Source organism: Rhizorhabdus sp. P4_G5, from assembly GCF_056401065.1.
Window position 1 is genome coordinate 33,347 of record NZ_JBFUKB010000012.1, and the last position, 21,842, is coordinate 55,188.

At 61.5% G+C, this 21,842-nt stretch carries 19 protein-coding genes; 8 read left to right on the forward strand and 11 right to left on the reverse strand.

Translation table 11 applies throughout. The features are described from left to right. Positions 1-53: 53 nt before the first annotated feature. Entirely contained in the window at positions 54-1,136 is a 1,083-nt protein-coding gene (locus AC1DQK_RS17865; protein ID WP_477872996.1) for an alkene reductase, read from the reverse strand. An 80-nt stretch (positions 1,137-1,216) separates the two neighbouring features. Then, positions 1,217-2,035: an SDR family NAD(P)-dependent oxidoreductase gene (locus AC1DQK_RS17870; protein ID WP_477872998.1), complete on the reverse strand. Its 819-nt coding sequence runs from the start codon at positions 2,033-2,035 to the stop codon at positions 1,217-1,219. A gap of 138 nt (positions 2,036-2,173) precedes the next feature. Between AC1DQK_RS17870 and AC1DQK_RS17875 the strand changes: the two genes are divergently transcribed. Continuing rightward, positions 2,174-3,073: an SDR family NAD(P)-dependent oxidoreductase gene (locus tag AC1DQK_RS17875; protein ID WP_477873000.1), complete on the forward strand. Its 900-nt coding sequence runs from the start codon at positions 2,174-2,176 to the stop codon at positions 3,071-3,073. Positions 3,074-3,091: 18 nt separating this feature from the next. Next, the gene (locus AC1DQK_RS17880; protein ID WP_477873002.1) at positions 3,092-3,982 is read left to right on the forward strand and encodes an SDR family oxidoreductase; all 891 of its coding nucleotides are present in this window, start codon (positions 3,092-3,094) and stop codon (positions 3,980-3,982) included. A 63-nt stretch (positions 3,983-4,045) separates the two neighbouring features. On the opposite strand, the gene AC1DQK_RS17885 is transcribed toward AC1DQK_RS17880, so the two are convergent. After that, a complete protein-coding gene (locus tag AC1DQK_RS17885) occupies positions 4,046-6,796 on the reverse strand; it encodes a winged helix-turn-helix domain-containing protein (RefSeq protein ID WP_477873004.1) in 2,751 nt (916 codons plus the stop codon). Between the two features lie 225 nt (positions 6,797-7,021). Here AC1DQK_RS17885 and AC1DQK_RS17890 point away from each other — a divergent pair, with 225 nt between their 5' ends. After that, on the forward strand, positions 7,022-8,182 hold the full coding sequence (locus AC1DQK_RS17890) for a serine hydrolase domain-containing protein (protein WP_477873006.1): 1,161 nt from the start codon (positions 7,022-7,024) through the stop codon (positions 8,180-8,182). 73 nt (positions 8,183-8,255) lie between these two features. On the opposite strand, the gene AC1DQK_RS17895 is transcribed toward AC1DQK_RS17890, so the two are convergent. Continuing rightward, the gene (locus AC1DQK_RS17895; RefSeq protein WP_477873085.1) at positions 8,256-8,909 is read right to left on the reverse strand and encodes an MBL fold metallo-hydrolase; all 654 of its coding nucleotides are present in this window, start codon (positions 8,907-8,909) and stop codon (positions 8,256-8,258) included. Between AC1DQK_RS17895 and AC1DQK_RS17900 the strand changes: the two genes are divergently transcribed. Further along, positions 8,847-9,146, forward strand: coding sequence for a hypothetical protein (locus AC1DQK_RS17900; protein ID WP_477873091.1), 300 nt, complete (start codon positions 8,847-8,849; stop codon positions 9,144-9,146). The genes AC1DQK_RS17895 and AC1DQK_RS17900 overlap by 63 nt on opposite strands. Here AC1DQK_RS17900 and AC1DQK_RS17905 read toward each other — a convergent pair. From AC1DQK_RS17905 to AC1DQK_RS17920, 4 genes are all read right to left on the reverse strand, one after another. Then, positions 9,143-10,750: a GMC family oxidoreductase gene (locus AC1DQK_RS17905; RefSeq protein ID WP_477873008.1), complete on the reverse strand. Its 1,608-nt coding sequence runs from the start codon at positions 10,748-10,750 to the stop codon at positions 9,143-9,145. The genes AC1DQK_RS17900 and AC1DQK_RS17905 overlap by 4 nt on opposite strands. A gap of 8 nt (positions 10,751-10,758) precedes the next feature. Beyond that, positions 10,759-11,262, reverse strand: coding sequence for a nuclear transport factor 2 family protein (locus AC1DQK_RS17910; protein WP_477873010.1), 504 nt, complete (start codon positions 11,260-11,262; stop codon positions 10,759-10,761). A 32-nt stretch (positions 11,263-11,294) separates the two neighbouring features. After that, positions 11,295-13,733, reverse strand: a complete 2,439-nt coding sequence (locus AC1DQK_RS17915) for a TonB-dependent receptor (protein WP_477873012.1) — start codon at positions 13,731-13,733, stop codon at positions 11,295-11,297. A gap of 112 nt (positions 13,734-13,845) precedes the next feature. Further along, on the reverse strand, positions 13,846-14,511 hold the full coding sequence (locus tag AC1DQK_RS17920; RefSeq protein ID WP_477873014.1) for a nuclear transport factor 2 family protein: 666 nt from the start codon (positions 14,509-14,511) through the stop codon (positions 13,846-13,848). A 238-nt stretch (positions 14,512-14,749) separates the two neighbouring features. Here AC1DQK_RS17920 and AC1DQK_RS17925 point away from each other — a divergent pair, with 238 nt between their 5' ends. Next, positions 14,750-15,727: a dihydrodipicolinate synthase family protein gene (locus AC1DQK_RS17925; protein WP_477873016.1), complete on the forward strand. Its 978-nt coding sequence runs from the start codon at positions 14,750-14,752 to the stop codon at positions 15,725-15,727. Positions 15,728-15,730: 3 nt separating this feature from the next. Further along, positions 15,731-16,141 carry a nuclear transport factor 2 family protein gene (locus AC1DQK_RS17930; protein WP_477873018.1) on the forward strand — a complete coding sequence of 137 codons (411 nt, stop codon included), beginning with the start codon at positions 15,731-15,733 and terminating at the stop codon, positions 16,139-16,141. Positions 16,142-16,153: 12 nt separating this feature from the next. Here AC1DQK_RS17930 and AC1DQK_RS17935 read toward each other — a convergent pair whose 3' ends face one another. Both AC1DQK_RS17935 and AC1DQK_RS17940 read right to left on the reverse strand, forming a co-directional pair. Beyond that, positions 16,154-16,987: an SDR family NAD(P)-dependent oxidoreductase gene (locus AC1DQK_RS17935; protein ID WP_477873020.1), complete on the reverse strand. Its 834-nt coding sequence runs from the start codon at positions 16,985-16,987 to the stop codon at positions 16,154-16,156. Between the two features lie 52 nt (positions 16,988-17,039). Then, positions 17,040-18,179, reverse strand: a complete 1,140-nt coding sequence (locus tag AC1DQK_RS17940; protein ID WP_477873022.1) for a serine hydrolase domain-containing protein — start codon at positions 18,177-18,179, stop codon at positions 17,040-17,042. A 177-nt stretch (positions 18,180-18,356) separates the two neighbouring features. On the opposite strand from AC1DQK_RS17940, the gene AC1DQK_RS17945 reads away from it, so the two are divergent. Together AC1DQK_RS17945 and AC1DQK_RS17950 are read left to right on the forward strand one after the other, a co-directional pair. Beyond that, the gene (locus AC1DQK_RS17945) at positions 18,357-19,994 is read left to right on the forward strand and encodes a GMC family oxidoreductase (RefSeq protein ID WP_477873025.1); all 1,638 of its coding nucleotides are present in this window, start codon (positions 18,357-18,359) and stop codon (positions 19,992-19,994) included. Between the two features lie 30 nt (positions 19,995-20,024). Beyond that, positions 20,025-20,324, forward strand: a complete 300-nt coding sequence (locus tag AC1DQK_RS17950) for a putative quinol monooxygenase (protein ID WP_477873027.1) — start codon at positions 20,025-20,027, stop codon at positions 20,322-20,324. Between the two features lie 73 nt (positions 20,325-20,397). On the opposite strand, the gene AC1DQK_RS17955 is transcribed toward AC1DQK_RS17950, so the two are convergent. Beyond that, positions 20,398-21,660, reverse strand: coding sequence for a serine hydroxymethyltransferase (locus AC1DQK_RS17955; RefSeq protein WP_477873029.1), 1,263 nt, complete (start codon positions 21,658-21,660; stop codon positions 20,398-20,400). Between the last annotated feature and the right edge of the window lie 182 nt (positions 21,661-21,842).

The window sequence follows — 21,842 nt, forward strand, 5'->3', positions numbered from 1 at the left end:
CTCATCTTTTTGTCGGACCCTATTCGGCTCCGATTTTGAATAGATCGAATTGTTCAGCCGACGGCTTCCTGGAGGAGAGGGTAATCGACATAGCCGTTTTCTTCCCCCTCATAGATGCTTTCCGGATCGGGTTGAGCCAGGGGCGCTCCTTCAGCAAAGCGCCGGGGCAGATCGGGGTTGGCGATGAACGGGACGCCGAAGGCTACAAGATCGGCTCCTCCGCCGCTGATGGCGCGCTCCGCCGATGCCTGGTCATAGCCCCCGTTGGCGATCAACGTGCCTTCGAATTTTTTTCGAAGTAGCGGCGTGATACGCTCCGCGTGCGGAACTTCGGCGGGGCCCGCTATGGGCTCAACGACATGCAGATAGCCGATTTTCCCTGAAAGTGCGCCGGCCAGGTAGCCGAAGGTGGCCGCCCGATCGGAGTCCGACATGGAATACATGGAGAAAGCCGGCGACACGCGATAGCCGACCTTCTCCGCCCCCCACTCAGCGGCCACCGCTTCCGCGACCTCCAGCGGCAGACGCGCCCGATTTTCGACACTGCCACCGTACCGATCGGCCCGCTGGTTCGAGCCATCGCGCAGGAACTGGTCGAGCAAATAGCCATTGGCCCCGTGGATTTCCACGCCGTCGAAGCCCGCTTCCCGCGCCCGGCGGGCGGCTTGCGCGTACTGATCGACAATGCCCTGCATCTCGGTGGTTTCCAGCGCGCGGGGCACGGGGATCGGCTTGAGTCCTTCCGCGGTGAAAGCATCACCTTCGACTGGAAGGGCGGAAGGCGCGATAGGCAGACCGCCATCCTGGAAATCAGGGTGGGATGCTCGGCCCACATGCCATAGCTGCAGAACGATACGACCCCCGGCGGCATGAACCGCTTCGGTCACCGCGATCCACCGCTTCACCTGCGCGTCCGTATGAATGCCCGGTGTGCGGATTGAACCCCGCGCCTGATAGCTTATCTGACTTCCTTCAGTGATAATGAGTCCGGCAGAAGCGCGTTGGGTGTAATAGGTTCCGGCAGCATCATGCGGCAAGCCGTCGCCGACAGCCCGCGCCCGGGTCATCGGAGCCATCACTATGCGGTTTGGCAGTTCCAGATTTCCGAGCTGATAAGGCGACAATAGCTGCTGCAAGCGCTTTCTCCATTGGTAAGTGGCCGCAATGTTCCGCATATTTCTCGCCGGAGGACCTATCCCGAGAGATAGGAGGAACCTCAATCGATAGGCGGCCCGAGGGCGAGGCCACCATCGTTGAAGATTTCCGCGCCCGTCATGAAGCTGGAGGCCGGCGAGCCGAGGAAAAGCGCCAGTCCCTTCATTTCCTCCACATTTCCCAGCCGTCCCAGCGGAATCATGGATGCCATCTTCTTCTGCACCCCCGGGTCGCGAACGAAACCTCCTCCGATGTTGGTTACGAAGGGCCCCGGCGCGATGGCGTTTACAAGGATGTTGTAGCGCGCGAGTTCCAGAGCCGCATTGCGCATGAAATGAGCGGCACCCGCCTTTGCCGCGGAATAGGCGATACCGATGGGAAAGGCCCGGACCGAGGACACCGACGTCGTGATGATGATCCGTCCCTGCCGGCGCGGCTTCATGTGGCGGACCACCGCACGGACCGTCGTGAACATGCCGTTCAGGCTGATGTCGATCACCCGGTCCCAGTGGGCATCATCATAATTCTCCAGCGCCCCTTCCACACTTCTTTCGCCGTCGGGGCTAAGCACCGAACTGCCCGGATCGATTCCAGCGTTCGCGAACAGGACGTCGATCTGTCCATATAGCTCGGCGCACTGGTCCACAGCCGCATTCACCGCCGCCCGATCGGTCACGTCCACCTGCACGGCGCGGACTTCCTGCCCCAATGCCCCCAGCCGCGCCGCTTCTTCTTCGGCCAAGGAGCCGTTCTGGTCGAAAATGCTTACGCGCGCGCCGTGCTTGGCAAAGACTTCGACGATGGCGAGGCCGATGCCGCTCGCTCCCCCCGTGACTATGACCACCTGCCCCGTCACATCGAACATGTCACTCAGCTTCATACGGCGTCGCTCCTCACCCATTCCCGCGATGATAACCATGGAGGCAAGCAAACCACCTACCTATCCGGCCGGTGCGCGAAGATAGGTAGGTAAGTTTTACCCGCATGAATGAAATCATGGTGGCTGGGAGGAGCGACCATGAAGGACCTTTCTGGGAAGACCGCTTTCGTCACGGGCGGCGCCAGCGGCATCGGGCTCGGCATGGCCCGGGCCTTGGCAGAGGCGGGAGCGAAGGTGGCGATTGCCGATGTGCGGGAAGATCACATTGCGAGCGCGATCCGGCAGCTTTCCGGTGATGGCGAGTTTCATTTCATCCGCCTCGACGTTACCGACCGGCAGGGCTTTGCTGCGGCGGCTGACGAGGCGGAGGCAAGGCTGGGACCAGTTTCGATCCTGTGCAACAATGCTGGCGTCGGCGTTCTGGGCGGGGCGAAAACCAGCCGCTTTGCGGACTGGGACTGGACGCTCTCCGTGAATATCGGCGGCGTGGTGAACGGCATCCAGACCTTCCTGCCGCGGATGCTGGCGCGGGAGGAGGGCCATATCGTGAATACCTCGTCCATCGGCGCGATGGTACCGATGGGCGGAGGTGCTGCCTATATCACCTCGAAAGCGGCTATCGTCGGCTTATCCGAAGCTCTCTATTCAGAACTCTACGAAGACGGGATCGGCGTGACCGTCCTGATGCCCGGCCCCACGGCCACGAATATCCATGAGGTGGCCAAGCTGCGGCCGGCTCAATATTCCGACACCGGACTGAAGGAGATCGAGGACCGACTGGCTCAGGCCCCTCTTTTCGCGGGCGGGCTTGCTCCGCTCGAAAGCGGGAGGTTGGTTGTGCAAGCGATTCGCGCCAACCAGCTGTATCTGTTCACCCACGGCGAGTTTCGCGCAGGTGTCGAACAGCGACTGGCCGCCATCATGACCGGGTTTCCTTTGGGAGCGGAGGATTTGGAGACGGCGGAGTCCCATGGCGTTCCGACCCACAACCCATTGTTCGCAGACATGGTCGCCGCCCATAAAGCGCGGAAACAATAAGAGAGGAGAGACAGGAACATGAAGCAGCTGGAAGGCAAGGTCGCTTTCATCACGGGCGGGGCGAGTGGCATCGGATTCGCCATGGCCCGGACGTTCCTGGGCGCGGGTATGAAGGTCGTCGTCGCCGACTATTCTCGTGCCAATCTGGATGACGCGGCGGATCAACTTTCCGGCGACAACCGGGAATATAGGATGATCCAGCTCGATGTGCGGGATCGCGCCGCCTTTGCGGCGGCCGCCGACGAGGCCGAGGCGCGCTTTGGCAAGATTCACCTGCTCTGCAACAATGCCGGCATCGGCATGGCCGAGTTGATGAGCCGCGCGGGATATGACGACTGGGACCTGATGATGGACATCAACTTGGGCGGCGTGATCAACGGCAGCGTGACCATGGTGCCCCGCATTCGCCGGCATGGCGAAGGAGGCCATATCGTCAACACCTCATCCATGGCCGGCATCCTGCCGCTGCCGGATGCCGGCGGGATCTACACCACGAGCAAGTTCGCGGTCCGCGGCCTTTCGGATTCGCTGCGGCTCTCGCTGGTGCCGGACAGGATTGGAGTTTCCTGCCTGTTCCCAGGTCTTACCAAGAGCAGAATCCTCGACGGGGCGAAGCAGAAGGTGGCCGAAGGCGGCGGCGAGATCGACGAAGTCAGCGCGAGCTTCGCGGTCGCACAGCAATATGGCATGGATCCGATGGATCTGGCGCGCGCAGTGCTGGACGCGGTACGCGAAAACCGACCCTACATCATCGGCCACCCCGAGTTCGTCGAAGAGATGGAGGAACTGCATCGGGAGCTGATGGCGTGCATCCGCCACGACCTGCCCGTCGATCCCGGACGCCTGGAAATGGAGGCCGGGCGGCGCGATACGGTGCGGCGGCTCAAGGGCCAGATGGGTTCCTGGTGAAGCGAAGGATGCGGCGGGAGAGTCTTTTTCCGCCGCCCGACCCTTTCCCACCCTCGCCGGCAGTCAGCGTATGAGGCCCAGACGACGCGCACGCGCCACTGCCTGCTTGCGGTTGCGGATACCGACCTTGTCGAAAACCTGCTGAAGATACCATTTCACCGTGCCTTCGGTGAGGCCGAGCTTTTCCCCGATCTGCCGGTTAAGCATTCCGTTGCTTGCAAGGGTCAATATTTCGATCTCACGACCGCTCATTTTCCCGCAAATCGCGACGCCATCCTCGTCCTCATCGTCCTGTTCCGCTTCCTCCATCAGCCCCAGATCGGCTGCCAACAACTGAAGGAAACGCTCGGAACATTCTTCTTTTTGCCGTTCGGTCTGACTCATCTGTCGCAGCAGACCGGCAATTGGTTCCCCCTCGTCCAGGAAACGCCGAACGAAGCGGCCGGGCGCGGCATTTGCGATCGCCTGTGTTAGCGCGCGCTGTGCCGCGAGGCGCTCGCCCGACATCAGCAGCAATTCGGCGACAAGCACGTCCCATTCCACCGCCGCGTGGGTCGCCTGGGCAGCAGACACGAAGGATCGCCATTGCCGCGCCAGCGCCAGCGCGTCGCCGAACTGGTCATCCGCCGCAAGCAACCGGCAGGTGGCGAGCGCAACACTCGCATCCAGGGTGGTGTATCTGAACTGGCCTCGCGAGAGGTTGGCGGCGCGGTGATTGCGGAGTCCGCGGCTTCGCGCAAAGCGATGAGCATCGTCGGGCCGGCCAAGGCGCAGCAAAAGGCGGAGCTGCTGCACATTGGCACCTATCCGAAGACGGTCCAGATCATGCCGGGCGCCGAATTCGGCCGCTTCCTGCAAGGTACCCAGCGCCGCATCGATCTCCCCCCTCAACGTCTCCAACCGCGACTTGGTGGTCCAGCCAAGCAGCAGCTGGTCGACGAAGCCGGCCGAGGTGGCCATGGGCATATAGTGGTCGATCAGGGCTTCCGCCTTGCTGACATCGTTGCGTTCGTAATGGAGATAAGCAAGGGCAGGAGCGACGACCGCGCCAAGGGGATCGTTGCGGCCGGCAATGCGCTGCGCCACTTCAAGCGCGGACTGGAGCAAGGCTTCCGCATGATCCGTCCGACCCATCATGATGTAGGAAGGGCCGGATATGGCGGCGATGAAGAGTTCGCCATGCTGGCTGCCGGTTCGCTTGACCTGTTGACGCGCCGCCGTATCGAACCAGTCTATCTTGGACAGCTTATATTGTTCCCTCTGCGCATACTGCAGCGAGTTGTAGAAACTCCCCATCAAATAGGGGTTTGAGTCGAGATCATGATCCCTGGCGGTGGCCTGCATGCACAACCTTTCGAGCGTTTCAAGCTCATAGGCCGCATGGGCGATCTGGCTTTCCCGGTGAACCACGAGCATCTTCAACCAATCGAGGAGAGTCAGGGGGGACGTCGCCTGCTCCATTTCCTGCAGGCGGGTTTGCGAAACGGCCACCAGGCTTCGCGCCTCGGCGATCCGCCATTGCGCGATCAGCCTCCAGGCGACGATCAGCATCAAACGAGGGTAGAGCCCCAATATGTGCGGGGGCAGATGCTCCGCCATGGCCTGCACGGTGGACTGAAAGCCGGCGGCGAACATGGATTCGCAATGCGCGTCGAGAATTTCCGCCGCGTAGATCGGGTCTTGCCCCTTCAGCGCATAGTCAAACGCCTCGACATGCAGACCAGCACCCGTCAGCCATTCCGCGGCACGGCGATATAGCCCGGCGGTTGCCCCCGGCATCTGGTCCTGCAACTGGCGGCGGAGGAAGCCGGCAAAAAGGTGGTGAAATCTGTACCAGCCGCGCGTCTGGTCCAGCGCCTGCAGGAACAAGCCGGCGGCTTCGCACCGGTCGATCATTTCCCGACTGCCTTCAATCGCCAGCACGGCGTCCGACATGGCGGGACAGAAACGATCAAGCACCGAGGTTCGCATGAGAAAATCGCGCAGATCTTCGGGCTGGCGCGAAAAGACGTCCTCGACGAAGAAATCCGCGATTTGGCGGCGTTCTCCGCTGAAGCTTTCCAGGATCTTCTGGTTCTCCGGCTCGAGGCTGAGTGCGATGCCGAGCAGCTTGATGCCGACGATCCAGCCTTCCGAGCGGTCCTGCAGCAGACGCACCTGACCAGGGTCGAGATGGGCAAGGCCCTTGCTGGCAAGGAAGGACTGCGTTTCCGCTTCAAGGAAGCGAAGATCCTCCGCCCTCAATTCCACCAGGTCATGCTGCGCCCGCAAACGACCCAGCGCGATTCCTGCATCCTCGCGCGTGGAAAGCACGAGCTTTACTTCCGGCGGCGCGTCGCTGATGAGCATTTCCAGGCATGCCATGGCATCGGCATCTTTCAGCCGCTGCACATCATCCAGGAAGATGTAGCAGGACCTGCCCCCGTCGATGAAGCGGTCGCACAGCTGCTGGATAATAGCCTGCCAGCCATAATATTTTTGAACGCTGTCAGGGTTCGCGGCGTCCGGCTCCGGCCGATGGTGTTCATCAAAGGCGAGAGCCAGATGTTGCGCGAAAGACATCGAATCACGATCCCGCGCATCGAGACTGAGCCAGCCGATGATGGCGCCTTGTTCCGCGCACCGCCGGGCCCATTGCTGGAGCAGGCTGGTCTTGCCGTAACCCGCAGGCGCCTGAACGAAAAACAATCGGGCCGAACCCTGCCTTTCCAGAAGCGACAGCAGCCGCGGCCGATCGATCAACGCCTGCGTGGGCAACCGCATCCTCGCGCGGCTATAATGCGAAACTCGCCCAGTATCCGACTTGGCGGCCATCGTTCAGCTCCGACTCCCTTGCCGCGTCTTGTGCGCGACTCTCCCGCTACGCCTTTTCGTTCCCCGGCAAAACGAAAAGCGTGCAACCGTCAATGTAGCCATCCGCTCCCTACCTACCCCTATCTCAGGGATAGGTCGCTCTACCCCGCAACCCCTTTACGTCAGAAGCAGGAGCTTCGGGTGCCGAAGCCTCAAAGGAAATGATCCCACCGTAAAGGGCAAAAGATGAATACAGATGCAATGAGAGGGCTGAGCAGCGACAGACTGCGACATCTGAAGGAAACGATAGAGGGCGATATCGCCCAGGGTCGCTATCTGGGCGCGACCATCATCGTTGCGCGGCATGGCGAGATCGGCCTTCATGAAGCCCTCGGCACCCGGCGCAGCGATGATCCAAGGTCGGTGGAAAAGGATTCCGTTTTCAGCCTCTTTTCGCTGACCAAGGGCCTGACCAACATCCTGATCCTGCGGGCCGTTGAGCTGGGACGGCTTGCGCTCACTACCAAGATTTCAGACGTCATTCCGGAATTTTCCGGCAAGCCGCGCGAAAACATCCGTCTGGAACATTTGCTGACGCACCGCACCGGCTTGCCTTCCTTCTTCACGCCGCGACCCGGAATGCCCGTCGACAGGCTGGACGTGATCGTTCAGGCCATCTGCGAGCATGTTCACGGCGAGGACGAACCGGGAGGGAAAGTCGCCTACTCCCCCATGGCCGCGCATGCCCTGATGGGCGAGATGCTGCGGCGGATCGATCCGAAGGGCCGCCGGTTCCGCGACATTGTCGCTGAGGATCTGCTGCAGCCCCTTGCCATGCACAGCACCGCTGTTGGCGTCCGGCCGGACCTCAAGAACCGGCATATCGTGCCCGAACTTCCTGCGAGTTTCCCCGCTACCCACCCCAGCAGCAATGTCGAAGGCCCGCATGCCGCGTTCGAGGATCCGGAGGCGGAAATGCCGTGGGTGGGCGTTGTCTCCACCGCGCAAGACATCTGGCGGTTCGCCGAGATGCTGCGACGGGGAGGCGAGCTGGACGGGGCACGAATCATATCGCCGCGCACGGTGAACCTTGCCACCCGCAATATGACGGCAGACCTTCCCAACGAGATTTACAAGACCATGGCGCTCGGCCGTGGATGGCTGCCCTATCCGGCCTATATCGGTCTAGGCTTCTCGTTGCGGGGCGAACAGATCTGCCACCACCAATTCGGTACACTCGCCACACGCGGATCCTTCGGCAATCACGGCGCGGGCAGCACATTGTTCTGGGTGGACCCGGAGCTCGACATGAGCTTCGTATGCTTGACCACAAAGCTTTTACCGGAAGCAGACAATATCGAACGTTTTCAGCGTCTGTCGGACATCGCCATCTCCGCCGCCGAGTAGCGGCCAGGCAGAGGTTAGACCCAAACACCCCGGTCGCGGCCGGGGCGTGTTTCTGCGAAGAACGTCGGACTGGTCAGTCGTGGCAGAGGCGCCAACGATCGCCATCCCGCCTGATCCATCCGGCGGTCGGCTCAGCGAAATGGCTGCCGATCACCATCACGTCGCTATCCTGATACCGCTCCAGGAAAGCCAGGCGCGTTGCCCTGCTGTGGTCGTGATCGTTGCAAAAGCGATTGCGCAGCCACGGTTCGGCACATTGTAGTGGATGGTGCATGACATCGCCTGTGATCACGGCATTCTGCCCCTGAGAGGACATACGAACGCTGACATGCCCCGGCGTGTGACCGGGCGTCGGTTCCAGCCAGAGGGAGTCGCAGACCCTGTGGTCGCTCTCGACAAAGTCGGCGAGGCCCGCATCGAAAATGGGCTGCAGCGAGTCCGACAGATGGTCGATCTCCGCGTGGGGCGTGCCGACGAGATTGCGGATGAACTCGAGCTCGACCTTGCTCAGGAGATAGCGGGCATTGGGAAAGGTTGGCGTCCAGCGGCCATCGACCAGGCGGGTGTTCCATCCGACATGGTCGAGGTGAAGATGCGTGCACAGCACGGTGTCGACCTCTTCGGGTGCAAATCCCGCCGACGCCAGATCGGACAGGAAATCGCCGTGACGCATGTGGAAGATCGGGGCAAAGCGGTATTTATCGTTTCCGATGCAGGTGTCGATCATGATCCGGCGATCGCCGGCCCGGACGGCGAACGCCTGAAACGCAAGAATGATCTCGCCATCGGCTGTGGCATGCAGCGGCTTCAGCCATTCATGCCTCTGCACGATTTCGGGCGTGCAATCTGGAAACATGAACTGGGGGTCGATCTGCTCGCGGAATATTTCGACGATGCGGAACACTTCCACATCCCCGATAACCCATCGCCTGATATGCTCCTGCGCCACGACCTAGCCTCCTAAGCCCCACGCCGATCGGCGCGGATCATGTCCGCCGCCTTTTCGGCGATCATGTAGGTTGCCGCGGCCGTATTGCCGGAGACCATGTCCGGCATCACCGAAGAATCGGCCACGCGCAGCCCGCGGATGCCATGGACGCGCAGGCGGGAGTCGACGACCGTTCCAGGGCCGTCCCCCATCCGGCAGGTTCCGACCGGATGGCCCATGGGCTGGACGGTCTCACGGATGAAACGGCGAAGGCCATCGAATCCGGTTCTGGACAGCCCGGGCTTGTCTTCCGAAAGCACGATCTGCCCCAACGGCCCCGCTGCGAATATACGCCGCGTCCATTCCACGCCGGCGGCGAGCGCATCCTGATCCGCTGTGGCGCGGGCATAGCCCCCGATCATCGCCGGGACGCCCTTCGGCGACTTCAGCCAGACCCGCCCTTTCGATTCCGGCCGCAATACGCAGATGGCGGCCGTGATGCGCGACGCCGGATCAGGGCCGAGCCGCCCCGCCTTGTCGAAGCTGTGGCTGATGGGACGGAAATTGATCTGAAGATCTGGCCGGTCCACTGCGTCACTGCTGCGGATGAAGGCCACGGCCTGCGAGGCGCCGATGGTCAGGGGGCCCTTCCGGGTAAGCAGCCATCGCGCGCCCTGGGCATAGACACGCCATCCCCGCAGCATGGGGTTGAGCGAAGCGTTACTGGCAACGCCAAAGGTCAGGTGAAGATAGGGATGGTCGACAAGGTGCCGTCCGACATCGGGAAGGTCGGTGACGGGATAGATGCCGAGCGATCGCAGCTCCTCTGCGTCCCCAACTCCGGAAGCCAGCAGCAGGCGGGGGCTCCCGATCGCGCCTGCCGCAACTATCACCTCGAGAGAGGCTCCGGCGGCACGTTCCCGGCCATCTCGAGTGTAGGCGATCCCGGTGGCGCGCAATCCGGAGAAGAGAACCCGCCGGACATGGGCACCCGTTCGAATGGTCAGGTTCGGCCGTTTGGCCGCATCCTTCAGGTAAGCAGCGGCGGAGCTCGCCCGCCGGCCGTTGCGGATGGTGAACTGAAGCAGGCCGACGCCTTCCTGCCGTTCGCCATTATAGTCAGGATTTGCCGGCACGCCGCATGCTTTGGCGGCCTCGATGAAGGCATATGCGCTGGGATGGACATAGCGCGGATCGGAAACCGGAAGAGGACCGGCCCCGCCGCGCATGGGGGATCCATCGCGACGTTCCAGTTTACGGAAATAAGGGAGGACATCATTCCACGACCAACCCGTCGCTCCAAGAGCTGCCCAGTTGTCGAAATCCTCTGCATGGCCGCGGACGAAGGCCATTCCGTTGATCGCACTGGATCCGCCCAGAGCCTTGCCCTGTGGCCAGTAAAGGACCCGATTGTCGAGGTGCGGCTCAGGCTCGCTTTCAAAACACCAGTTGTACCGCGGATTGACAAACAGCCTTCCCATGCCCGCCGGCATACGGATCCAGAGACTGTCGGGTGGAGGGCCGGCCTCGATCAACAGCACCCGGATGGCCGGATCCTCGCTCAGCCGCGCCGCCAGTACGCAACCCGCCGTTCCGCCGCCCGCGATTACATAGTCGAAATGTTCGTCAAAGGTGGTCATCGTGGCGGTCAGAACATCGTATTGCCGTTAAGCGATTTTTCCGGGACGGCCGTCCCGACGTCCCAATGTTCGACGACCTTGCCCTTTTCCAGGCGGAAGATGTCCACCACGGCGTTGCCGCGATCTTCCGATCCGGTGGTGACGTGGGAATGAACCCACACCATCTCGCCATCCGAGATGATCCGCTTGATATCGTAGCGAAGGTTGGGAACAGTCGGCAGCCACGCGCTAAGCAGGCCGATGATGGCCTCCTTGCCATCCGGCGCCGTCGGGTTGTGCTGCTTGTAATAGGATCCGCCATAGCGCTGCCAGGCTTCGGCAGGCTTTTTCTGGTTGAAGGCCATGTCGAGCAAGCCGACGACGGTCCGCTCGGCTGCGTTTCTGGGCTTCACGCCAGCCTGTGCGCCCTGGGGAAGCAGCGTGGCGACAAAAATGGCAGCGGCAGCGGCATGCCTCAGGCTCATTATCTTGTTCATTTGCATCCAATCTAAAAAGGGGAGCGGCCACTGCATTCCGCACGCTCGCTCCCCATTGAGTTCGCAGATCAGAAAGTGCGCTTGACCGAGAGCAGCCATTCGCGCGGCCGAGCCGGCGAGCCCGACACGTTGAAGCCGGTGAGCCCGAACTTGTTGTTGAAGTAGAACTTGTCAAACAGGTTGGTTACGGAGAGGGCGGCCTGCCACTTCTCCCCGAGTTCATAGGTGAGCTTGGCATCAAAGACCGAATGTGCAGGCACATTGAACAGCGGGGCGGTCGCCATGGTCGGCGCCGGGTTGTAGGTCATCAGGCTCTGGTAGCGCCAATCCAGTCGCGGCGTCAGCGTACCGCCCGGAGCCGGGAAGCTGTACTGGATGCCGGCGCTGGCATTCAACTGCGGCTGGATACGGTTGCTCGGATCGAAGAAGGCCGGGCCCGTGCCATTGGACTTGAACTTGTTGTAGCCCAGCGCGCCGTTGATGATCAGGCCGTCGGTCGGCTCGATCGTGATCTCCGCTTCGGCACCGTAGATCTTCGCCTTTTCGCCCACATAGTAGAACCAGGTGAAAGGCGAGGATCCGGCGGGGCAATTGACCGGATCGAACACCACTCCAACAGCCGGGCTGGCGCCTACGCATTCGAAGCCGTTGAGCTGGCGCAGATGGCTTTTATAGTCGCTGTAAAAAGCGGCAAGATTCACGCGCAGCTTGCGATCGAAATAATCGCCCTTCGTGCCAATCTCATAGCTAGTCAGCTTTTCGCCGGGGATAGGAGCGAACTGGCTGGGGGTCAGCGGGCGCGGGTTGATCGAACGCGGCCGAAATCCGGTAGACACCACACCGTAAACCAGCATCTTGTCGGTAACCTTGTAATCCGCACTCACGGTCCAGTCGAGCCGCTTCGTGATTGCGCTCTGCGTCAGAACCGGGAAGCCGCTCCCAATATGGTCGAAGGTAAATTCCTTCTTGTTGCTCGAGTAGCGGAGGCCGCCGGTCAGGCTGAACCGGTCGCTCAAGTGAAAGACGCCGTGGACGAAGGCGGACTTGGCAGTGTCCTTGAAGCTGTCATTCTGCAGGAAGTGCAGAACAACATAGTCGATCGCGCCGCCCATATGGCTCTTGCCGTCAAGGTAGAAGCCGCCCAAGGTCCAGTCGAGGAGCCCGTTGAATGCCCGGCCGAGCAACTGGAATTCGCCGGTGAACTGCCGGTGGGTGATGTCATTGCCGTTAAGTCCGAATCCGAGCGGCGAAATATCGGAATCATGAGAGAACCAGCTCTGGTATTCGCGATGTGCCAGGATCAGCTTGGCCTTCACATCGTCGCTGATCTCGTAATCGAGCTTGCCCTGCAGACCCCAGGCGTGGACACTGGCCGTGTTGGGCTGGGACCGGCCGCTGATGAGGTCCCGGTTGGTCGCGTAAGTGGTGTAGGGATCGCTCGGTACGAAGCGGTCGTCATAAACGAGGCCATGATCCTGCAGAAGCTGATCGCGCACCACGCTGAAGAAGAAATCCGGCGGTGCCGTCCGACTGGAAAGGATCGGATTGGTGACTTTGATCAGCGTATCCGGATTCACATCCCGATCATCAGCCGTGTAGTCCGCCGCCAGATTGATCTCGAGGCGATCGCTGGGCAAGATGCGCAGCATTGCTCGGGCAGCATTCAGCTTTTCCCCGCCCGTACGGCCCAGGCCACAGCTTTGACCGTTCGCCTGCGCCGTCATGTCGCTGATTGAGCCCGAATTGATGAGAACGGAAGGAATGGCCGCCGCCAGATCCTGCGCGCTGCCGGGCGCAACAACCACGCCGCCGGGCCCGAAGCCATCGCCGTAACCCGCCAATGCTGGCGTACCGCGCTGGAACATGTCGCAAGTATAGTCGAGGATCTTCTGATAGCCCTTGACGCTGCGTGAAACGCCCGCGACGCGCATGAACACGCGGTCGGGTATAACCGCCAGGTCAACGCTGGCCTTGAGGTCCAGTCGATTGAAGCTGCCATAGGCAACTTCGACCGTGCCACCATTGTCACCCGAGGGCGCCTTGGATTGCAGACGGATCGCGCCGCCGAGCGTATTCTTGCCGAACAGGGTACCCTGCGGCCCGCGCAGCACTTCCACCCGCTCGATATCCATGAGGTCGAGCGCCGAACCCATCAGCGTGCTGTGGTAGACGTCGTCGATATAGATGCCGACGCCCGGTTCGAATGCGAAATTAAAGTCCGATTGGAAGACGCCGCGCAAGGAGACCGCAGGCGTCGCACCCACGGCGGCAGCGCCCGGCGTGATGAAAGCATTGGGAACGATGCGGCCCATATCCTGAACATTATTGATGTTCTTGGCGGCAAGCGTCTCACCGCTCTCGGCAGTAATGGCGAGCGGCGTGTCCTGAAGTTTTTCCTCACGGAAGCGCGCGGTCACCACAATGTCAGCGATCTGTCCTCCCGCAGCCTCGGCACTCGCCGGTTCCGTCTGCGCCTGCGCACCGGCAGGCGGCAGGGCCAAAGCCATTGCACTTGCCGCACAGAGGAAATGTATCTTTTGCAAAGTCATCTAAGACCCCTCCTGCTGATTATTGCTGTTCCTTCGAATCAAATACTACCCGCTCGTCCGAGAAGTTTACCTATCCCGCGAGATAGGGAGGTAAGTGGCGAGATTCCTGATCTGGGGCTGGCTCCGGCGGCAGAGGAGCGCGCTGCCGAACAGCCATGGGATCATAGCTTTCGAAAGCGCCGCTGGCCGGTAGATCGGGCCGATGTTCCGGCGGAAACCTGTCCAAGTCGAGCGGCGCAAGATGGTGCAGCGGCTCCTCGACCCATCCCTTATCGAAGGATGTCCGGAAGTTGGCGAGCCAGCGCATGCGTAGAATCCGCCACCGCCCTTCCTCCTTCACATAGAGATTGTCATAGGCGCCCTGCTGCCACACGGCCTTCAGACCCGATTCGGTTGGAAAGCTGTTGCACCCGAGCGTCTGCCACATGCCCTGCGCGCGCAAGGCGCCGGGCTCGATCTCGATCACCGGAGTGGTGAGCATATGCAGCGGCATCATCCCGGGCAGGGTGAAAAACGGCTTGAGGACGTGGAGAAACATCGCCTCAACCTTCGCCCGGCCGACATAGACGCCGCCCTCTCCGATCTCCACCGACACGTCCGGATCGTTGCGCGCGAACAGCGCCAGCACCTCCCGATAGCGATGCGCTTCCAGATAATACATGTAGCGGCCCTGCAGATTGGCGATCTCGTGGGTGTCGGCAATAGCCGCCAGCCTATCCCGCGTCCGTTCCTCCATGTCCGCCTCTCCAAATGTTTCCGAAGCGATAGGAAATGCACCGCCCGCCAGGCACCTATCCGGGGCGATAGGTGGCCGGCCCGTCGTTCCCGCTAACGTGTGGAGCGATCGCAAAGCGCCGCCTGCGGCAGATACTTTGGAGAGACGGATGGAATTCACACGCAAGGAAGCGAAATCTTGGGCCAAACATAATTATAATGGTCTCGAAGGAACGCTGATGCCGTCCTTTACGCCGGATTTGAGCCGTCTCGATGAGGATGGCATCCGGCATGATGTGGACTATTACATCAGGCACGGCATGTTTTCTGTCCTCGCCGCCGTGGAATCGACATCCATGACGATGGCGGAGCGCTGCGAATTCGTCCGCATCGTGTGCGATGAGGCGCGGGGGCGCATTCTCGTTTCAGCGCCGGTTCTGCTCGATACCTTCCGCAATGACGTGGAGTTCCTCAAATATTTCCAGTCGGTGGGTGGTCACCATGTGCTGCTTGGCACCCCCGTCCAGTTTCACCCCGATAGCGAGCAGGAGGTCTTCGAAACGATGAAGGCTGTATGCGATGCGGTGGATCTGTGCATGGATATCTATCCGGCCGCCCGCTTCGATCTCAGCCGGTTCGGCCACGGAACATTATCCATCGACATCATCCGCCGTCTTGCCGACATCGACAACGTGGTGGGCCTCAAGATTGGCAACCTCAACCCGCCCAACTATTCAGCCCATGTGTTCTCGGCGGTCGGCGATCAGCTGCTCATCAACGATCCGCTCGACAACGCCTGGGCATTCATCGTGGGCGACAGGGGCGCGCAATGGGCGGGCGCAATGGGCTACGACATGTGGCAGTCGCAGGACGATCAGCGCGTGGTGCGGATGTTCAACCATTTCCGGGCCGGCCAGATCGACGAGGCGATGGAAATCTACTGGGCGATAGACCCGGTCCGGTCCGCCAGCTGGAACCTGCACGGCCGTCTTTCCGGTTCCGGCCTTTATCCGTTCCTCAGCTTCAAGTTCCAGCAATGGCTGGTCGGCGGCAATGGCGGCATGTTACGCCAGCCCATCCACCGCCTGAGCGAGTGGGAGATGGAATCGCTCCGCTCCGCGCTCGCTGCATCCGGCGTGAAGCCTTATGACGGGCCGCTGGAGGAATTCTTCGTCGGCCGCGCCGCCTATGCACGCGGCGAACGCCTGCCGCGCGGGGCCATGGTTCTGGAGGGCTGAACCATGTTCACACCGAAGAACGACGCCGAGCGCACCGTGGCAGCATTCTTAGCGGCGCTGGGAGCGGAAGACTGGGAAGCCACGCGCGCGCTGATGGACCAGAATGTCCTCTGGTCAGTCATGGCGCGGGGCGTACCCGGAGAAGGATCCCATCGGGGGGCGGATGCGATATTCGAGTTCATCCGCCCCATTAGGGCTCTTTTCGAACCGGGTTCTCCGCAGATCACCCTGCGCACCCTGGTTTCGTCCGGCAATCTGGTGATCATGGAATCTCATGGCGGCGGCCGGCTGCGCGACGGCCGCTCCTACGACAATCACTATGTCATGGCCGTGGAAGTGGATGGCGGCCGCGTGACGGCGTTACGCGAATATATGGACAGCTATTATGTCCATGAACTGCTGAAAGCGGACTGAACGCACCGGCGCTCAGTCCGCCTGGCCAAGGCAAAGTCCGCCGTCGATGACGATCTGCTGCCCGGTGACATAAGCCGATGCTGGCGACGCGAGAAACAGGGCAAGGCCGTACATGTCGGATGGAAAGCCCACGCGATGGGCAGGAATGGCCTTCCCGAACTCGGCCTGGAGCTTCTCGTCCTTGAAGTGCCCCCCCCCGATATTGGTGACGAACATCCCCGGCGCGATCGCGTTGACTGTGATCCCATAAGCGGCCATTTCGAGCGCGACATTGCGTACCAGATGCGCGGCGCCCGCCTTTGCCGCCATATAGGCGACGCCGATCGCCGGCTCGCACCGGAGCGCCGCGGCCGACGTGGTGACGATCATCCGCCCCGAACGGCGCGGTTTCATGTGGCGGGCGGCAGCACGCAGCGTTGCGAACGCTCCGGTCAGATTGACGTCTACGATGCGGTTCCAGCGTTCGTTGGAATAATTTTCCAGCGCCCCTTCATCGAGGCGCGGACGCTGGCCGCCAATCCATGCCCCCAGATAACCCGGGCCGGAATCGATGCCGGCATTCGCAAAAACGACATCCAGCCCCCCAAATTCGGCGGCGGCCTCGTCGATGGCCGCGTCGAGCGCGGCGTGGTCCGTGACATCGACCACTGCCCCGCGCACATAGAAACCGAGATTGCGCAGCCGTTCAGTTTCGATGGCGATTCGCCCAGGATCAAGATCAAGCAAAGTCACGCGCGCGCCGTTCGCGGCCAGCGCCTCGGCATAGCCAAGGCCGATGCCGCTCGCTCCGCCAGTGACGACCACGCCATAATTCTGAACCGAAAAAAGGTCGGTCGCGCTCTTCATGTCGACACCTTTCAAAAAAAACGAGCCGGATAGCCGGGCCGGGAAGCGTGGTTCAGATTACGGATGTAATGGCAAGATCGGAAAGCTTCTGGAAGCGCTCGTAATTCTCGCCCTCGATCATCACGCCGTGCGACAGGCACACGAATGTCACGTCCCATCGGGGATCCACCCAGTAAAGCATGCTGCCCTGGCCGTGCTGGCCGAAGGTCTGCGGGCTCGTCAAACTACCCATCTGCTGATGGCAGATCCGGTCGCCGCTCAGCGAGAAGCCAACGGAAAGATAGGCCGGGGCCGGCTCCCAGCCGCGCGCGATGGCGTTGCGACCATAAAGCTGGTTGATCATGCTCCCCGTCTCGTTGACCCGGGTACGTTCCACCGTGACGGGCGAGAGGATGCGCGCGCCGCGATATTCGCCTCCCCGGCGCAGCATCTCGGTAAAGTGGAAGATGTCGGTGACGGTTGAGCAAAGCCCCACCCAGGGCATTTCTGCGTCAGGATCCTCAAAGGCCGCATCCGAACCTTCGAGATTGCGCGAAAGGTGCTGCAGCGCGCCCTTGTCAAACAGCCATTGGGGTTTGACGTGGCGTGGTTTGAGGTCGGGGCGCAGGCCGATCGCGCTGTCCTTCATTCCCAGCGGATCGAGGATCGTCTCCTGCATGATCTGGCGGAAACTGCGGCCTTTTGGATCGGTGCGGCGGACCGCTTCGCCCATCAGCGCATGGCCGACCAGCGGGGCATAGCTTGCCTCGCTGCCCGGTGCGGCAGTCGAGTGGACCTTGGCGCAGATCGCCGCGATCATCTCGTCGAGATTATCGATGAACATGCCCGGAATCGGGGTGAAGGTCATCGGCAGGCCCGAAGTGTGGGTCAGCAGATGATAGAAGTTTATGTCCTCGCGTACGCCGCCGGAGAATTCGGGAATGATCTCGCTCACCTTTGTGGTCAACGCGAACTGTCCCGCCTCGATCGCGTGGAGTGTAAGCACGCCCGTGAGTGACTTGGTCATGGAGAAGATAGAATAGACCGCGTTCTTCTCAAGAAGCACCTTGTTGTCCCAATCCCGGTAGCCAACCGCCTCATGGAGCACCACCTCGCCATGCCGGGCGACAAGTATTTCCCCGCCAAAAAACTTTCGCTTCTCGATCAAGGCTTCCATCGCCGGGCGGATTCGCGCCAGGCGTTCGCCGCTCATGCCAAACTCTTCCGCCCTGCCGGCCATTTTTCTTCCTCCTGGTTTGCATAGGCGCAGGCGCCTCTCGGCCAAGGCAATAGGGTTCCAGCTCTCTGGCGAGACCTATCGTGCGAGATAGGTGGCCCGGCCGAGGACGGGAGCCATTGTCGCCGTGTGAGCAAGCGGGAGGGCAGAAAGGTGGGCGCGAAGGAAGGACCCGGAACGGGTGATCTTGCCCAGCTTTTCGATTATGTGATTGTCGGCGCTGGCGCGGCTGGCTGCGTCCTCGCCAATCGCCTTTCGGAAGACGGACGGTTCCGCGTGGCCCTTGTGGAGGCCGGCGGGCCGGACAAGCATCCGCTGGTGCATATTCCGGCTGGAGTCGCCGGGTTGATCGGCCACCCGGAACTGGACTGGCGCTATGCCACCGTTCCTCAGCCGGGCGCGGCCGGCCGGCGCATCCCGTTGCCACGCGGCCGCGTGCTGGGCGGATGCACCTCCACCAATGGCATGGTCTATTTTCGGGGACATCCGCGCGACTATGACGAATGGGCGGCGCTTGGCTGCGCCGGCTGGAGCTATGCAGAGCTGCTGCCCTATTTCACGCGCTCCGAAGCCAATATCGTCTTCAACGGGCCGTGGCACGGCACCGACGGGCCGATGCAGGTGAGCAGCTATCACCGGCCCAATCCATTGGTGGATCGCTTCCTTCAGGCGGGCGCCAGCATGGGCCATCGGGTGGTGGAGGACTTCAATGGCCCCGATCCCACGGGCTTCGGCGTGCGGCAGGCCACGATCAGAAAGGGACGTCGTGAATCGTCGGCCACGGCTTTCCTGGGGCCCGCCCAAGGCAGGCCGAATCTATCGGTCCTTACCGGCGCGCTGGTCGACCGGATCCTCTTCGAGGGCCGCAGGGCCACGGGCCTGCAGATCCGCAAGAATGGTGAGGAAATCGCCTTCACCGCCACGCGAGAGGTCATTCTGTCGGCGGGCAGCTATGGTTCGCCGGCGATTCTGCAGCGTTCCGGCGTAGGCGATGCGAACCGCCTTGCCGCACTCGGCATTCCCGCGCGTCATCATCTGCCGGCTGTGGGAGCCAGGTTGCAGGATCATCTGGTGGCGCCAGTGCAGATGCGGACACGCAGCAACCTGCCCTATGTCGTCGACTGGCGCGTCATTCCGCGGCTGATCGGCAACGCGGCCGAATATGTTCTGCTTCGCCGCGGCCCGCTAGCGTCCAACATATTCGAAGCGACTGCGTTCGTTCATACGTCGCGCGAGGAGCAGCGACCCGATCTCCAATTGATTTTCATGCCGATGCATCGCGGGCCGCGCCTGATTCCGGTCGAGCGCGGCTATGGCATTCTCGTGGCGTTGCTGCGCCCCCAGAGCAGCGGCGAGGTGCATATCGCATCGGCCGATCCCGGTGAGGCGCCGCTGATCGATCCTGCCTTTCTATCGCATCCCGACGATCTTGCGATGCTGACCGAAGGCTTGGGAATAGCGCGCCACGTGCTGACGAACGCGGCCTTTGCGGGACTGGGTTCATCGGAGTGCCTGCCCGGAGCCCATGTCACCGACGAACCCGCCTTGGAGGATTTCATCCGGCACAACTGCGTTACCGTGCATCACCCCACAGGCACATGCCACATGGGCGCCGAAGACCATTGCGTGACCGATCCCGCGCTTCGCGTTCGCGGGGTGGAAGCGCTACGGGTGGTCGACGCCTCCGTGATGCCAAGGATTGTCGGTGGCAACACGGCGGCCCCTGTCATCATGATTGCCGAAAAGGCCAGCGACCTCATCCTGAACAGGCGCCCGCCTCCCTCAGCATAGCCCTGCATCTCATCAACAAAGGAGAACTTCATGCAAAATTTCGTTTTCGTCCGATTTTTCGCCAAGCCCGGATCGGAGGACAAGGTCAAAGGCATCTTGCAGAATATGGTCGATAATAGCCGGCAAGAGCCCGGCTGTATGCTCTACAATCTTTATGAAATGTCGGTGGAGGGCAAACATATCTTTTGCCTGGCCGAGCAATATCGGGACGATGCCGCCCTGGAGGCTCATCGCGCGGGCTTGTATTACAAGGAATATCGCGCCACCATCATGGAGCTTCTCGACGCGCCCATCGAGGTCAATATCCTGACGCCGATCGACGCAGTCTGACATTCCGTACCGAGCCACCGAATTTGATGTCAAATCTCGGTGGCTCGGGGACCCCATCCCTTCGGGCAGGATCCTATCCCACCGCATAGCCTGGGATCGGGCAGCGCTTGCTCAGATTGGAAACCCGGGTGCGGATATCGCTCATGGGTGCGCCTCGTCCACTGCGCAGCACCACTACAATCAGATCTGCGAGCTCGATCATGTCGTCTTCGTCCATGCCACGCGTCGTTATCGCCGGGGTGCCGACACGCAGGCCGCTCGGTCGCGTCGGCGGAAGCGGATCATCGGGAATCACCTGCTTGTTGCTGGTGATTCCGACATGTTCGAGCGCTTCTTGCGCGGTGCGGCCATCGATGCCGAAGCTCGTCATCACATCGATGACGAGCAGATGATTCTCCGTGCCCCCTGTCACCAACGCTATGCCGGCGCCGGACAGGCTCTCCGCCAGCCGCCGGGCATTGGCCAAAATCCGGTTTGAATAATCTTTGAAGGCCGGTTCGGCAGCCCTGCGAAAGGTAATCGCCGCTCCCGCGATATTGTTCATGTGCGGTCCGCCCTGGAGCCCAGGGAAGACTGCGGAATCGATTTCTCGAGCATATCTCTTGCGGCACAGGATGAGGCCGCCACGCGGTCCACGCAGGGTCTTGTGGGTCGTCGTGGTGACGATATCAAAACCCGCGTCCAACGGATTGTCCAGCACGCCGCCTGCAATCAGGCCGCCGATATGGGACACATCGGCCATGGTGAGTGCTCCGACCTCATCGGCGATGCTTTTGAACATGTGATAGTCATAGTTGCGCGGATATGATGAGTGGCCACAGAGGAGCAGTTTCGGCCGCACTTCCTTCGCCAGCCGCAGTAGCGCATCGGCATCGATCGCCCCCGACCCGTCGGAATTGGTCTTGTAGCGGAAGAAATTAAATACCTTGCTCATGTGGGAGACGGGCGCGCCGTGCGTCAGGTGGCCGCCATGAGACAGATCCATCGCGAGCACCGCGTCGCCAGGATTGAGCACGCCGAAATAGACCGCCTGATTCATCGGCGAGCCGGAAAGCGGCTGCACGTTGGCGTGCTCCGCCCGGAAGAGCATACAGGCACGCTGACGGGCGAGTGTTTCGATCTGGTCGATATATTCTTGTCCGCCATAATAGCGGCGGCCGGGATAGCCCTCGGCATATTTGTTTGTGAGGACCGATCCTAGTGCCGCAAGCACCTCCGGATAGGTATAATTTTCCGAGGGGATCAGCTCGATCTCTTCGACCTGGCGACGCGCCTCGCCCGCCATGGCCGCGGCGATTTCAGGGTCACTTTCACCCAGGATGGCTTCGCGCTGCATGATCAGATCGCCCCCGTGATGGCGAAAGAGACGCCTGTACCGACAATCAAACCACGTCTTTCAGATGGTGTAGCGGCGCGCTTTCGAATCCCTACCCCGTGGATAATTTCGGACATCTCGCCTGACCCCTTGCTTGCACGAACTGCGGATGGGGAAGCCTATCGTCTGCCATTCGTGATGGG